6 protein-coding genes and 1 pseudogene are annotated in these 15,096 nt (G+C 55.4%); 1 reads left to right on the top strand and 6 read right to left on the bottom strand.

The features are described 5' to 3' along the window. Window positions 1–423 precede the first annotated feature (423 nt). The 3 genes from JMI88_RS31965 to JMI88_RS31955 all read right to left on the bottom strand — a co-directional run bounded on the left by JMI88_RS31965 (window position 424) and on the right by JMI88_RS31955 (window position 4,628). Window positions 424–909 (bottom strand): iron chaperone, encoded by a 486-nt coding sequence (locus tag JMI88_RS31965; RefSeq protein WP_201366106.1) that lies wholly within the window; start codon window positions 907–909, stop codon window positions 424–426. 85 nt (window positions 910–994) lie between these two features. Continuing rightward, window positions 995–1,231 carry a DUF8691 family protein gene (locus JMI88_RS31960; RefSeq protein ID WP_201366105.1) on the bottom strand — a complete coding sequence of 79 codons (237 nt, stop codon included), beginning with the start codon at window positions 1,229–1,231 and terminating at the stop codon, window positions 995–997. Between the two features lie 196 nt (window positions 1,232–1,427). Beyond that, window positions 1,428–4,628, bottom strand: a complete 3,201-nt coding sequence (locus tag JMI88_RS31955) for a DUF6788 family protein (protein WP_308438874.1) — start codon at window positions 4,626–4,628, stop codon at window positions 1,428–1,430. Window positions 4,629–4,939: 311 nt separating this feature from the next. On the opposite strand from JMI88_RS31955, the gene JMI88_RS31950 reads away from it, so the two are divergent. Next, window positions 4,940–6,076, top strand: coding sequence for an RNA-guided endonuclease InsQ/TnpB family protein (locus JMI88_RS31950; protein WP_201366104.1), 1,137 nt, complete (start codon window positions 4,940–4,942; stop codon window positions 6,074–6,076). 288 nt (window positions 6,077–6,364) lie between these two features. On the opposite strand, the pseudogene JMI88_RS40940 reads toward JMI88_RS31950, so the two are convergent. The 3 genes and pseudogenes from JMI88_RS40940 to JMI88_RS31930 all read right to left on the bottom strand — a co-directional run bounded on the left by JMI88_RS40940 (window position 6,365) and on the right by JMI88_RS31930 (window position 15,075). Beyond that, window positions 6,365–7,059 (bottom strand): annotated as a pseudogene (locus JMI88_RS40940) (antibiotic biosynthesis monooxygenase family protein). Between the two features lie 346 nt (window positions 7,060–7,405). Continuing rightward, window positions 7,406–9,898 carry a cation-translocating P-type ATPase gene (locus JMI88_RS31935; protein ID WP_201366101.1) on the bottom strand — a complete coding sequence of 831 codons (2,493 nt, stop codon included), beginning with the start codon at window positions 9,896–9,898 and terminating at the stop codon, window positions 7,406–7,408. Between the two features lie 119 nt (window positions 9,899–10,017). Beyond that, on the bottom strand, window positions 10,018–15,075 hold the full coding sequence (locus JMI88_RS31930) for an AAA family ATPase (RefSeq protein WP_201366100.1): 5,058 nt from the start codon (window positions 15,073–15,075) through the stop codon (window positions 10,018–10,020). Between the last annotated feature and the right edge of the window lie 21 nt (window positions 15,076–15,096).

Below are 15,096 nucleotides of genomic sequence, written 5' to 3'. Positions count from 1 at the left end.
TATTTTCATGAGACTATCTTAGCACAGCGTTCAGCTACGTTCCCAAGTTGACAATACCGTCCAGACACCAGAGTGCAGTTTCAAAAACACGTTGTGGCACAGTATACCGTTGGTCGCCTTCTCCCTGAGAGATTGTCACTCTGAGTTTAGAGCGAGACGTCAATCTCCTTTTTCATCGGGTGTGGTGCGCCTGCGGCGCATGACGTTTCAAAGAGCGGGAGACCCGGCATTCATGTGGCGAGGTGTCGACATGACGCTGTCGATTTTTGGGGAATTCCTCTGCTGATGGGAGGACCTTTTTCCTGGCCAGTTGCTGAGCAATTGCCTGAAGAGGCTCAAAAGAGGAGCAATGCAATCGCCAGGATACTTCCCCGAAAATCGACAGCGTCATGTCCACGTTTCTACCAGTGGCGAGTTCAGTCCTCAGCTCACCGCTTTCTTCACGAGCGCAGCAATCTTCGCCTCTTCTGTAGCAGTTAACTCCTTCAGCGCGAAGGCGACCGGCCACATGGCGCCATCGTCGAGGTTCGCCGTGTCGCTGAAGCCGAGTGTCGCGTACCTCGTGTTGAACTTCTGCGCGCTTTGGAAGAAGCAGACGATCTTGCCGTCCCTGGCATACGCGGGCATCCCGTACCAGGTTTTCGGCGCGAGGACTGGCGCGCTGGCTTTGATGATCTCATGGAGTCGCTCGGCTATGGCGCGGTCTGATTCCGGCATCTCGGCGATCTTCGCGAGCACGTCGCTTTCCCCTTCCGCCCTGTTCTTGCTAGCGCGCGCTTCCGCCTTCTGCTCTTTGGCGCGCTCCTTCATCGCGGCTCGTTCCTCGGCTGTAAATCCCTTGGAATTCTTGTTGCTCGTGGCGGTGCTCGTGGTGGACTCCTGGGTGCTATTCTTTTCAAGTTGACTCATAAAAACCTCCTCATAGGAACTTAACTTGGGTTGGAAACTTCGCCGCAGTTCGACTGCGGGCTCGTGCTATTCTCGTCATATGCTGTCATATGCTTCTATCAGAGATCACCCCTGCCTCGTCCGGCGCCTCGCTCGTTTCAAGCGAGAGCAGGGTCAAACCGAGACGGATGATCTGTAGGAGTATCCCATGCAGCGCGGCCTGATCCGGCAGCGCCCCCGAGAGCAGCGTCGTCCCGGTCTCCTGCTGCTCGATGCAGAGTCCGCCAAAGCGGTCTTGCCAGGACGGGTCCAGGTGCCCTTTGACACGTATTGCGTAGTACATCTTCCTCCTCCGCTGATCTCTCGCGTTTCACGGCCTCCGCGCCGTGCCTGGAAAGGCGAACCATGGAAAATCACCATTGCCTCTCCGTCGCGTCTTCACAAAGTATAGCAAAACGCGAGCCATTGCACAGTCGTCAAAAGTATGCCAAAGGGTGTAGTTGCCTGAGGAGGAAGGCCACCTGTTGGGAGGAATCTCGTTAGAGCAGTGAGAGGGCATGTGCCCGGCTAATCGCCTGCGTGCGGCTAGAGGCTCGCAGCTTGCCGAGCAGGTTACTGACATGTTTCTTGACGGTGGGCAGCTCGATCACCAGAGTCTGGGCGATCTCCTGATTGGAGGCTCCGGTGGCCAGCAGGCGCAAGACTTCCTGCTCACGCCGGGTCAGGGAAGCACCCGGCGCGGAGAAAACAGCCGATGCCTGCTGCTCAGAGGAAAGAGCAGGCTTGGGAGTGGGTGCCGCCAGGGATGTGCCTGCGCCTTGCCGCTCTTGCTCGAAAACGACCAACAGCTTTGAGATGGAGGCTCTGGTGGAGGGAGCCAACTCATGCTGCTGGGAGTGCGAAGTGAGCAGTGCCTCAAGTGCCTGGCGCATCGGTTCGCCTTCGTCCAGGTACACGCGCAGGTAGCCCTCTGGTTCGGTCAAGACAAACAGGCGCGCCGCGACCTCGTGGGCTTGCTCGTTCTGGCCTGCGTGGTGCAGCGCCACCAGGTACTGGGCCAGATACGTGAGGGTGATCCTGCTGTTGGCCGAACGACCCAGACCCCCGCTAAAGCGCTCCAGCAACCCCAGCGCCTCTGTCCAACGAAGCTCTGCAAAATACACCCGCATCACGACCGGGAAAGCGTCATACAGGCTGCGTTCCCATGCCCCTTCTGGAAAGACCATGCTCCCTGCCCAGTCGGTTGCTTCCTTCATCTGTCCCTGGGCCAGCCACCACTGTGCCCGCATGATGGGCAGCCAGTTCCGGCGGTGATATCCTTCCATCTGCTCAATCTCTTGCAGCGCTTGCTGGACAGCAGATAGGTCTCCTCTCGCCAACTCGACTCGCATCAAGTGGATGTATCCCGACAGGAGTAAATCACTCTGTTGCCAGGTAGCAGCATCCTGAATGACTGTTCGCAGCCAGCCACGCGCCTCTTCCAGCCGATTCCACTGGTACAACACCATCGCCAGGACATCTTTAAAGTACCCTTTAAGCAGAGCATAGCTCGCCGTCTGCTCGATCAGTTCGAGGGCAGCCAGGCTCTCCTGATAGGCCAGGCGCAACTGTCCTGCCTCTTCTGCCGAGAGCACTAACCACTGTATGACTCTGGTAGCCGCAAAGTGGCTTCCCGCCCGGCGCACTCGTTCTCTGGCGTCCAGCAGTTGCGGCAAAAGCTTCGCTCTCTCTTGCCGGGCCGTGTAGTAGACGACGTTACAGAAGAGCGGGAGCATGTGCCAGATGATCTCCTCGTCCTGGTCAAGCTCCTGCATCTCCTGATGGAGGGCGGGCAAGCGCTCATACGCCGAGGCCTCTATCGCCTCATACAAGGTCATCCCCGCACGTAACAGGCGCAGGCGCCGATGCAGCAGAGCCTCCGAGGCCTCGCGGGCCTCCAGATCGATGGAGAGAAAGGCCGAGCCTGCGCGTGTAGCCAGGATCTCCTGGTTGGTCTCGTTCGCTTGATGCTGCAGGGCGGCTTCGACCCGCGCCATGAGCTGCCTCACCTGCTGGTGGCGACGTTCGCGCTGCTCACGGGTCGAATAGGTGACGGGGTGGAGCAGGTAGAGCGCTGTGGTGAGCGCCAGGCCTGTGTGTTCGCGCACCAGCGGATCAGGCAGCGCCAGCACCCAGCACGCCATCGTCGCCGCCTCTCCACGCATCCAGAACTGCTCGACGGTCTGCTCCATCAGCCGCGCTGCCGTGGAGAAGGAAGCTCCGGCAAGCGCATGGGTAATGGCCTCGGCCCACTGCCCCTCGGCCTCATAAAAGCCGGCGGCCCGGCGGTGCAAGAGCGACACCATCTCTGGTTGGCTGGTGTAGAGCGCCGAGAGCAGGGCTTCACGAAAGAGATCATGCAGCCGATAGGTGCGCCGCTCCTCATCCAGGGGCACCAGGAAGAGGTTCGCTCGCTCCAGCAACGCGAGCATGTGCTGACTGACCGCCTTCGTTGGTGCGGCGGTGACGGCCTGGCACACAGCAGCGTCCAGACGCGAGAGGATGGCGATATGGAGTAAAAAGTCGCGCGTATCGGGGGACAGACGTGCCAGGATGTCCTCCTGCACATAGTCCAGCAGATACCGCTGACTACCGGTCAATGTCTCAAGGTATGCTGTGCGATCCTCACGCTTCTGCATAGTGAGCGCGACCAGGTGCAGACCAGCGATCCAGCCTTCCGTCCGGCTCACCAGCCGCTGTAACTCTTCTTCCGAGAGCGGTGGGGAGAGCATCTTGTCCAAAAACTGATTCGCTTCGCCCTCCTGGAAGCGCAGCTCGTCCGCACGAATCTCGGTTAACTGCCCGTGGGCTCGTAGACGCGCAAGGGGCAGGTCTGGGTCCACGCGGCTGGAGAGGATCAGATGCAGATGAGCGGGCAGATGCTCCAGGAAGAAGGCCATGCTCTGGTGAATGACCGACTCTTCTATCACCTGATAATCGTCCAGAATGAGGACGATGGGAGTAGGATACACCTGCTGGCTTTCCAGCTCATGGAGAAGCACGGAAAGACAGGAGGAAAACGGCGGTGGCTGGGGCGATTGCAACTGTGCCACCACGTTTTCCCCAAAGTTCGCTGGAAGATCAGGGCAGCGGCGCAGGGCCGCGATCAGCGCGACCCAGAAGCGTGTCGGGCTGTTGTCCAGTTCGTCCGGCGAGAGCCAGGCCACCTGCGTCTTTTTTTGCCGGCGCGCCCAAACCGAGAGCAGCGTGGTCTTGCCCCAGCCCGCCGAGGCAGAGAGCAAGGTCAGCGGTGTCGAAAGCGCCTCATTGAGGGCAGTCAGCAAGCGTTCGCGCTCCACCAGGGCGTTCGGCAGTCGCGGCGGAGCAAGTCGGCTGGAGAGCAGCATCATCCCCTGCTCGGTCGTGGTCGCAGGCGGCTGCGCGTGCAAGAGCGAGCGCGCCGTCTCCTCTAACCGCGAGAGCCTGAGGCTTTCCGTTTGTCCGAGATAGCGCTTGCGGGTGCGGCCCTCTTTGGTATGGTAGGCATACCAGTACGCACCTCCACGTGGCCTCTTCTCCAGGTAGACATTGAGCGAGCCGCCTTTGCCGTGGAAAGCAAAGGCGGACACCTCGCGGAGCCAGGCCAGCCAGGCGGCTTCCTCCGCTGGTTGAAAACGTTGCTCAATCTGACCCTGGGTGTACAACTCGTAGAGGCGCTGCTCTTTGGACCAGATCAGGGCGTGAAGGGGTGCTCTTCCCATCGGACCTTCCTTGTATCTGCATTGTTCCCAACAACCCTTCAATTCCTCCCAACACCAGGAAGTATACCAAAGAAGAGGCTCACCGCCAAGGAGCATACCTCTCGGCATGACGACCCGATCTGCCCTCACTTACAAAAAGCGAGCGAGAAAGCCCCCGTTTGATGATTTTTAGCTTTTTAAATTGGTACATAGGTTGGTAGATAGAGATTGGTTCGCACCATCTTCTCCATTGCTTTTTCTCTCCTTGACATGCATCATAATTGTGATGTATAATTATCGCACAACACCACAGCAAACGCAAGGAGGCACCCATGTTGACCTACGAATACAAGCTCGCTGGCTCCAGAGCACAATACGCTGCCATTGATGAAGCCATTCGGGTCTGTCAGTTTATTCGCAACAAGTGCCTGCGCTTGTGGATGGATGTGCGTGGCATGGGACAGAATGACCTGCAGAAGTATTGCGCGATCCTTGCTCACGACTACGCCTTTGCCAATCAGCTCAACTCCACCGCTCGTCAAGTGGCAGCCGATCGCGCTTGGGCGGCGATTTCCCGGTTCTACGCCAACTGCAAAGCCAGGAAACCAGGCAAGAAAGGCTACCCGAAATTCGCGAAGCACACCCGCAGTGTCGAGTATAAAAAGTCCGGCTGGAAGCTCGAGCCCGATGGGCGCCATATCACCTTCAAGGATGGCTGCGGCATTGGACGCTTGCGTTTGGTCGGCACGCGCGCCATTGAAACTTTTCCCATCACACAGATCAAACGGGTCCGTCTGATCAAACGAGCGGATGGATACTCTATCCAGTTTTGTGTCCAGGCGGAGCGGGTGATTGAGCATCGCCCAACTGGGGCGATCGTGGGTATTGATGTAGGCCTGAATGCCTACACCACTGACTCTAATGGCACCACCGTCGACAATCCCCGCTACCTGCGCAAAGCCGAGAAGCGCTTGAAACACCTGCAGCGTCGGCTCTCGCGCACGAACAAAGGCTCAAGGAACCGGCTCAAGGCCCGCAAGAGGTTAGCCAGGGCGCATCTGAAAGTGCAGAGGCAGCGTGAAGATTTTGCCAGAAAGCAGGCAAACGCGCTCGTCACGTCTCACGACCTGATTGCCTTTGAAGACTTGAAGATCGCCAACATGGTTCGCAACAGGCACCTGGCCAAAGCGATCAGTGATGCCTCCTGGGGCCGCTTCCTGGCCTGGGTGAGCTATTATGGAACATTGCATGCTATCCCGATTATCAAGGTAGCGCCGCGTTTCACCAGCCAGCACTGTTCGCAGTGCAAAACGCTGGTCAAGAAGTCGTTGAGTGTGCGCACCCATGTGTGCCCGAGTTGTGGGCTGGTCATGGATCGCGATGAAAATGCGGCGCGCAACATCCTGAAGAAAGCTATTGATGACGGTACTGCCGGGCAGGCAGGAACCAACGTACCGCTGAGTGCGTAAAACGCTTCTGGACACCTGGCCTCTACTTCCTGGTTGCAAGACCATGGGGCAAGCTGGATGGATGAAAGAAGAATCTCCCTGGCTTTAGCCGGGAGAGTGTCAATGTGTCTACTATATCAAACGCGACCATGATTATGCCTGGATTCGCGCTGTCATATTGAGAACTGAAGAGATCTTGCGCGGATAAGTGACAAGGAATGGAATAATAGCAAGTCTTATGGCCATGCATGTCTAAATCATCTGTTTTTCGGTTTCCTTCATAAGAGGATTAGCCTGTATCGTCTTATTTCACTCGCTGGATAGGTCCGTTCGGAAGCTTCTCACGTCAGGGTAGTATTGCGGGGCCTCGCGCCGATCAAACATGCTGTAGTCACGCACAATCCGAACGCGGCGAAGCCTTGCACGATCCTGCAATAAAACCATCTCCTCAAAGGCTATAGCGGCAGCCTGATCACGCCAGCACACGAGTAGGACGATATCGCCGGGCGTCAGGACGGCGTCGAATACATCCCAGGAGACAAAACCAGAGGCATGAGGTGCAAGGCCCAACCATTGAGCAACATCTTCAGGACTGGCCTCCTTCACCCATTCGGGCGGCCGTTTGGCGTCAATCAGCGTGACTGTGGTGCCCTCACCTGTCTCCGTCTCGTCCAGTCGTTGTTCCTGCAATGCATAGCCGTCGGGCACAACCTGGTGTCTTGTGTCAGTTGGCCGACTCTCAGATGATAATCAAGAAAGACTTCACCGCGACCTTTCTCCTGCACCTCGTGATGCCGCATGCGAGTGCGCCAGCGGACGACCGACTTCTCGTCGCGCCAGTTCGACAGCGACAGAATCCATCCCTGTCGGGTAAGACTCTTGTAGCGGATGTTGTCAACAAAGCCGTCTACCTGCTCTAACTCTGGCCTGAGCATCTTGGCGTAACCTAGATAGGCGTCCCATTGATCTGATTTCGGGTGGACCTCAAAAAGGACTGAGAACATAGATGGCCTCCTTGTTGGAATGGTGTCGCAATCGAATCATCCTGTCGCAGGGTACAATGGCAATGCGTGACAAGCAAGCTCTCCTTTTCAGTTCGGTCGGAACAGGTCTGGCACGCCATCACTGCTTATCTCGATTGGTGTGTCATCATCTATCTCTATCCCTCTACTTGCATACATCAGCAAACCATGTTTTATTGATTATATCATGAATTTCTGATGTGTCAAAAAAATTTTCCGGATGAGAACCCTCGAACTGAGAAGTGAAAACACAATGCGTAAGCAAAGACGACTGAATACTCCAGGGTATCCAGAGAAGCTTGGGTTGCTTCTCAATTAGCCTCTACTGTCATTCCTCGGTATTTCCAAATAAGCGCTCGAAGAGATGGAAACGCCAGATAATCCACATCAGTACCGCCCAGAGCAGTGTGGCTGCGCTAATTAACAGGTAGGCAACAAGGCTTAATGCCTGCAGGTTGAATAGTGTACGCAATGAGGAAATGGATAGTACGCCGATAAAACAGATGAGGAGCATCAACACCATCAGAGTGGGAAGCCAGTTGCTATATGGTCCCTTCTGTCCCGGTCTGGCGCGGTTCGGGGGCTCGACAAAAAGCACGAGCAGGAACCCGCAGAACACGAGAAATATGGTCATGGCTGTCTGCGCCAATGGTAGTGGTCCCTCGCGATAGGGGTTGGTCGGTACCGGGGATGTGAGTGCGGCAGGAATCAGTACACTAAGGTAGACGCCAATAGCGATCAGACACATCGTTATGGAGACAGGTAGGACGAAGCGAACCAGTGAACGAATTATGCTTTCGTTCGGAATGCGTTCGGGGCGAGCCCAGTATGCCAGCGCTAGTGTTGGTACTGCTACCGTGAAGAAGGTGAGCAGTGAGGTTTGCCGGGGCTGGAAAGGGATACCGCCGATAAAGGTAATCGAGATGAGAAGGAGCGTGACGGAGGCTACGCGCGCTAAAAAGAGCTTCAGGATGTCTTGCATGCCGTTGCGGATACGTTGCCCTTCGTGTACTGCTGACGGTAGCGAGGCAAATGTGTCGTGGAGCAATATCAGATCGGCTACCCCTCGCGTGGCCTGGCTACCGCTCTGCATAGCAATGCCTAGTTTGGCTTGTTTGAGCGCCAGGACGTCATTTACGCCGTCTCCGATCATGGCCACATAGTGGTTGCGGCGGTGTAGTGCCTGCACGATACGCTCCTTTTGTTGAGGAGTAATACGACCAAAGATCATTGTTTCTTCTACTCGCTGCGCGAGCTGTGCGTCGTCCAGGACGTCGAGTTCTGCTCCTGAGAGGGGACTGGCCTTGTCTTCCAGTCCAAGTTGTTGGGCGATCCTTGCTACTGTCTGGGGATGGTCGCCAGAGATGATTTTGATCTGTATTCCTAACGTGGCAAATTGCTCCAGCGTTTCGCGCGCTTCGGGACGCAATTTGTCGCGCAGGCTGATTGCGCCCAGTGGCCTCAAATCGGAGGGCAAGTAGGCTTCACCTTTGTACGCTTGTTGGCACATGGGCTCATCAGCGTGGACAAAGAGAAGTACGCGTCGTCCTTGCTTTGTCTCTGTTTCGAGAAAGGTTCCCAGGTCTGCGTCGGTGGTTAGATATGGTTGGAGCGTATCTGGTGCTCCTAGCACATATGTCCCCTCCATCGCGGTGTCAGCCATTCTCAGTGCGCCCCACTTGCGCGCCGAAGAGAATGGGATCTCCTGCCACACGGATAATTCGTGCAGGGCTTGCTCGCAGCATGCGGCTCCGATGGCTGTGCTGGTCGCGTTCTGGTTCGAGAGGTGCGCGCAGTAGCTTCCCAGCAGGAGCCGTAACCTGGCTTCGTCGATGCCATAGGGGTGCAAAGCTGCAAGTTCAAGTGTATTTGTGGTCAGTGTTCCCGTTTTATCAGTACAGAGCACGTCAACGTGACTAAGCGATTCGATGGCGTTGAATTTTTGTACCAGCGTCCCTTTACCAGCAATGCGAACGGCTCCCAGAGCATAGGCTACACTAATGGAGAGGAATAATCCGTTTGGTACGATACCTATGATGACCATGGCCATGCGTACCGTTTCCACAATAGGAATAACACTGATGGTTGCGGCAGCTGCCAGCAGTATTTCTAGAAAGATGGCTACGAAAAGTAGGGTGCGGATAATCAGGGCGATTTCGCGCTGCAGTGGCGTAAATGTTGCACGGTAGGCTCGGGCTCGGACGGTTAGCGTTCCTGCGACGCTCTGTATCCCGACATGTTCCGCTCGGTAATATGCACGACCGGTGACACAAAATGTACCTGAGTAGAGCTTGTCCCCTTCGCGCTTGGTCATGGGATCCGCTTCGCCCGTCAGCAACGACTCATCAACCTCAACACATCCATCTCCTACCAGTGGTCCATCTACGATGATCTGATCGCCGGGACGCATAACCAGAATATCACCGACTACCAGTGCCTCTGGCTCGATCAGTTGCTCTCGTCCGTCACGCAGCACCAATGCCTTCGGACGCGTTAACAAAGCAATACGGTCAAGTGTCCGCTTCGCCCGCACTTCTTGAATCAGGCTGATGATCATGTTGAATGAGATCACACCAACTGAGATTAAGGCATCCAGGTATTGTCCCAGCACAACAAGAGCCAGCGCGATAGAGAAGAGGATAGTGTTGACTGTGTTCAGTACATTCTCGCGTACTATCCGCAGGTATGAGCGACCAGTGGCGGGGGGCGGCACACATCCTAGTCCGCGTGCGCGCCGCTCCTCAACTTCGCGTGTGCTCAATCCCTGGATACGAGGCCGTTGCTCTTGTATATTCATCATTGGCTTTTGCTCTCGCTGCATCTGACTGGCTTTTTCCTATCGGCTGGCATTTTTTTATCTTTCTTATTTTACCAGAAAACTTAAATTCTCAAGCCTATGATTGCAAGCCTGCTTGATTCCTGAGGTAATGACCCCTACACTCAAGGCCACCAGGAACCAATCTCCAAAGTTGCTTTTCCTACTTCCATTAGCGCTCGCTCGTTGCCTGCTGCTGCAATAGCTGGCAACAGCATAATTAGGCGAGGTAATGCTTCTCTCCTCGTCTGGCGTGCCAGCAGATGCAGGGCTTCGTTTAAGATGAGAGAGAGTAGTATGCGCTCGGTCTGCCCCCATCCATTACATGCTTCTTGCAGAACCTGTATAGCAACGTAAACGTCTTCTGTCTTTCGCATCTGTGCCAGGGCTGCTTCCAGGATTTTTGCCCGGCCAGTTGCAGAGGTGGAGCGCTGCAGGTCTTTCAGGGCTTGCTCCCGGTGGTAACGGCTGGTCATTGCCCAGATCATTTCCAATACGTCTTCCAGGCTCTCTTCAGGCAGGGCTACAGCCAGTTTCTTCAGTACCCATACTCGATCTTCTTCAGCCTTGAGGTTCTGCAGCATCGCGAAGAGGATTGGTATCAGTTCCGACACGCTTTGCCGAGGTAGATGAGCCATGAGTATTGCGAGTAACCTCACTCGCCATCTGCTGTTCCAGGACACGCGCCCCCATGTGGCGAGGCCTTTTTCCTGCTCTTGTAGCACTAACACGAGCCCCTCTGGGGCAATGCCTTTTTCCTGCTCTTGTAGCGCTAACAGGACCTTTATGGTATCCATGTTCTGCGTTTCTGTCAGGTAGGACGCCAGGGACTCTAGTATGTTGACTTGCTGGTCACCATATGGCAAGGTCAGCACTCTCTTGAGGATGTCGGCGATCTGTTCCGGCGTCGCATATGGTAGGAATGCTTTAGCGGCAAATATCCATTGTTCGCTGTTGTCTATCTCTCGTAATATGTCCCAGACAAAGGATAGTGTGTCGGCCGAGACGCGGGGCAACATGGTTACAACAAGCCTGGCTACTGATTGCTCGGTCCGTAATCCTGGTAGCATTTCCCACAGTTGTAGCCATAGCGCTGCTGGCAAACGAGGGATCAGTGAACTCAGGACCTGGATGCGCAGGTCTTCCTGGGTGATGCCCTGTACGAGATCGAAAAAGCGCGCCATGTGTTCTTCTGGCACGCGCGGCGCTAGTCTCTCCAGCAATCCCCAGTAGTGACGCGGACTGGTTGAGCTTGATACTATGTGCCATACTTGCGCTATCTGCTGCGTTGGTAGATATGGGGCAAGGATATACAGCGCTTGTGCACGCATTGAGGCATTTTCAATGTTCAGTGCTGCTTCCCATGTCTGCATGAAAATCGTTTCTGTTAGATGCGGGGCCAGCGCTTTTAAGATCCACCATTGCTCGCTCTTTTCTCCGTCGACGCTGATTGCATCCCATACGACAGGAAAGAAATTGTCGGGTATGCGCGGCGCCAGCGCCTTGAGGATCGTGAATTGCCGTCCTCTATTGTTCAGGGATAGTGCGCTTTCCCACACTGGCCTGAAGTATGCTTCCGGTATGTATGGAGCCAGCACTTCTAAGATCTCTTCTCGCCACTCTTGATTTGGGACGAGAAATGCCATCTCCATCAGGCTGTCGATCGTTTTTTCTTCCAGGTGGGGCGCCGCTTTCGCCAGGATCGTGGTGCGCCAACGCGAATATTGGAGGGCGAATATCTGGCGCGAAAAGATGGCGAATACGTTTTCTGGCACGTATGGAGCCAGTGCTTCCAGGGCTTGCGCCTGCTCTTCGCCCGTTCTCAGGTTTTCGACGATGCTCAATACGCGCTTAAATGCCTCGGGACGCAGGTGGGCGGCCAATATCTGCAATCCCCTTCCCTGATTGCGCGTCTCTGTTAATGTCTGTATGGAGTTCAGAATTATCTCTTCCTGCTCGGGTGGCAGCGTTGTTGTTTGCAAAGATAGGCAGGCAACAATAAGCCTGGTGCGTTCGTTTTCGTCTTTGATGAGTTGAAGCACCTGTAGGATTTCTTGTACTCGCTCGCCTTTGCGCTCTTCTGGCAGTGTAGAGACCAGCACTTCCAGGACCTGGGCGCGTTTGTCTCTCTCTTTCATTCCTCTGACGATGTCCAGTGCTTTGGTAAGCAGGCTGCCATACAGGCGTGGGGCAAGCTCTGTCAGCACTTGCGCCTGATAAGATTCGTTGAAAAAGCTCTGTACCGTTTCCAGGGCTCTGTCTAAGCGCTCTCTGGGTAGCCGTCGTCCTAGTTTGGTCAGGATGTTGGCGCTGCGCTCTTCGCTGTGTACCTGCCAGGTAAAGTCAAAGATTTCTGGCAGCATAAAATTGAACAGTCTTTCCAGAGCTTCATCAGATAAACGTGGTGCGATGGCTAGCAGTGTCTGTAACCGTTCTTCTCGGCCTGTCATGGCCTGGAAAACCGCACTGATATTGTATTGCTTGTCCGCTAGTTTTCCCTGTAATGGACCTTCTAGTTCTGCGAGCAGCCAGACGCAGTAACCTGGATCGCCTAAGGTGTGCAGTATTTCAAACAATCGCGGCAGCAGTTTTTCGGGCAGGTAGGGACCCGTTGCGGCCAGCAAGCTGGCCCGGCATCCTTCGTCCCATATGCTTTGTGCACGCTCGAGTACCTGCGCCAGCTGTTCTTCTTCCAGGCGTGGGAGTAGCGGCAATAAGACGGCGCTGCATTCTTCGTCGCTTTTCATTGCCAGTATGGTCTGCAAAAATTCAGACAGCAGTTCATCTGCTATGTAAGGCACGAGGGCCATTAATAACTGGCCTTTTGCTCTTTCGTCCCAGAGCGTTCGTGCCTCGTGCAGGGCAAACTTGATCTGGCTACTTGCTAAGTAGGGAGCGAGCTTGACCAGCACTTCAATGCGGTAGTCGTGATCGTCAATGCTCTGCTCCAACTCCCAGGTCGCGGCTAGCGCCTCCGCTCTCCATTGCTCGGGTAGATATATGATTAGTTCGGTCAGTAGCCGCATGCGTGAGAGGCCATCCAGTACGTTATTGGCTTGCTCGAGGATGGTGGGTAAACTGTTTTCAGGCATGTGTGGGATCAGCGCGATCAGCACGGGAACCTTATATCTCTCTTCTCTGATCTCCTGGGCCAGTTCTAAGATTCTCTGTTGCTGCTTTGCATTACCATGTGCTGCTAGTCCTTCGTAGGCTAGCGCCTGGTATTCTTCGTCTTCGATCTCTTTTGCTAGAGTGATAGCCTTATCTAGTAGTACTGGATAGGGTGCCAGGCTGGGAGCTAGTTCAGCCAGGATTCCAGCGCGGTCCGCTTCGTCTTCGATGGCGAGTGTGGTGTCCAGGATCTGGAAGAGGAGGTCTTCCGATAGACCAGGAGCCATTGTGATCATGGTGTCGAAGCGTGTATATTCGTCTTTAATGCTTAAGGTGGTGTCGAGGGCTTCGTGCAGGATGTCTGTCCTTACTGGCTCCTGTACATAAGGGGCGAGTGCGACCAGTTCTGACGCTCGTGTAGCCAGGTCTGGAATCAGGCGGAGACAGGCTAGTCCTTGCGCAGGAGTCCAGGTGCCCGTCTTTACTGCCTCTAACATAAGTCTGGCTGAGATGCTGCTCGTCATGCTATTGACGCTTACCTGGCACAAAAGACACTGTATTTCTTCCCCTACGTAGGGGGCGCGCTCTCCGGCTTTGGTTGCTTCAAGATCTACCTGCTTAATTGCTTGCCAGGCACGATCTATATCTCCCAGGAAACCAGCCTGGGCCCGATCCAGTTTTTCCCAGGCGCGCCGCCAGCCGTTGCTGACAAGCGTGAGGAGTGTGGCAGCGTTGGCTTGTGTGCGTTCCAGGTGCGCACCATAGTATTGTACAATGTAGGCCGAGGCTTGCTCTGGCATGAGGCGCACTTCGTTGAGGGCCGTCAGTGTTTGCGCCCCCCAGTTCAGGAAGCGCTGTTCAATTTCTTGCTTCTCTACATCGCTAAGCCGTTCCTCGTAAAAATAGTTGCCCAGCCGTGGATGGCTGAAGACGTACCCCTGATGGATGCCATCGCCAGTTACAAAACGCGCCAGGGGAGAGAGGTGTTGCTCCAACTCGCTATCGCTGAATGGCGCATCTTCTATCACCAGGCTCATAATATCTTGTTTGCTCAGCGGTCCCAGTGCACAGGCCAACAGGTTTAAAACGAGTTGGACCGCCGCTTCTCGTTGTGGAGCATCCTGACTCCACAACTGGCGTTGCTCCTTCCACCAGCGTTCAAAGTAGCCTTCCAGGCCGGGATGAATAGCACGCAGATCTTCTAGCGTAAAATGCATGACGGCGTCGCCGCGCTTCCACAGATCGTCCACATACAGTCGGATTAGCAGTGGGTCGCCTTCGCTTAGCCGGTAGAGCTCGGTGATGATGTCGAAGCGTGCGCTCAGGAGGTCCAGGGGAAAGCCCATCTGCTGCAAAACACTGGCAATCCCCGGACGATCCAGCGGTAGGAGTTCCAGTGTTCGGGCCAGTCCTGCCCGAGTCCAGCCCAGGCGCTGTAACCAGTTGCTCGCTCCCTGGTCATTGGCCAGTAAGCGCGCCGATAAGACGATGCGTAAACCTGGCGGGGGATTATCGGGGAAAAGCTCAGGGCCAGCAGTCCAGTCTGCCGCTTCGTCCACACCATCCAGCACCAGCAGGAGCCTGCGCCCATCAGGCAGCGGGCGCATTATATAGTCGCTGAGCAAGCTGCGCCAGAATTCTTCTGATAGGTTAGGGTCTTTAGGGATTTGCTCTCCGTGCAAAGTAGCTAGCAGCGTCGCCAGCGCCGGAAAGGTAACACCCGCCAGGTTGGTGCGAAAGCGAATGCTAACAGGAAAATAGACGATCGCCAGGTCACGCCGCTTGAATAGCTGCTGACACCAGCGCAAAAGTAACGCCGATTTTCCCCGGCCCGCCGGTGCTGCCAACAATAAATAGGGAGGCTCCAGAGCATCTTCAAGCCAGTCGTCCAGTTGCCTGAAATCGCGCTCTCGTCCCCCAAACGGAACCGGCTGCTCTGGCTTCCCCAGATACTCCACCAGAAAATTCTTGACCCGCGTCACCGCGTCTGTCGGTAGCGCGCGCAGCCCCTGCGTGAAGGTATTTATAATCGCGTTCAGGTAATTGCCCTTTAACTGCTGATAGTCATCCATCGCCAGTCTCTCCTTCACGCT

The organism is Dictyobacter formicarum (genome assembly GCF_016587435.1).
The sequence above is the reverse complement of the archived record's forward strand: the minus strand, read 5'-3'. Positions and strand labels throughout refer to the sequence as shown.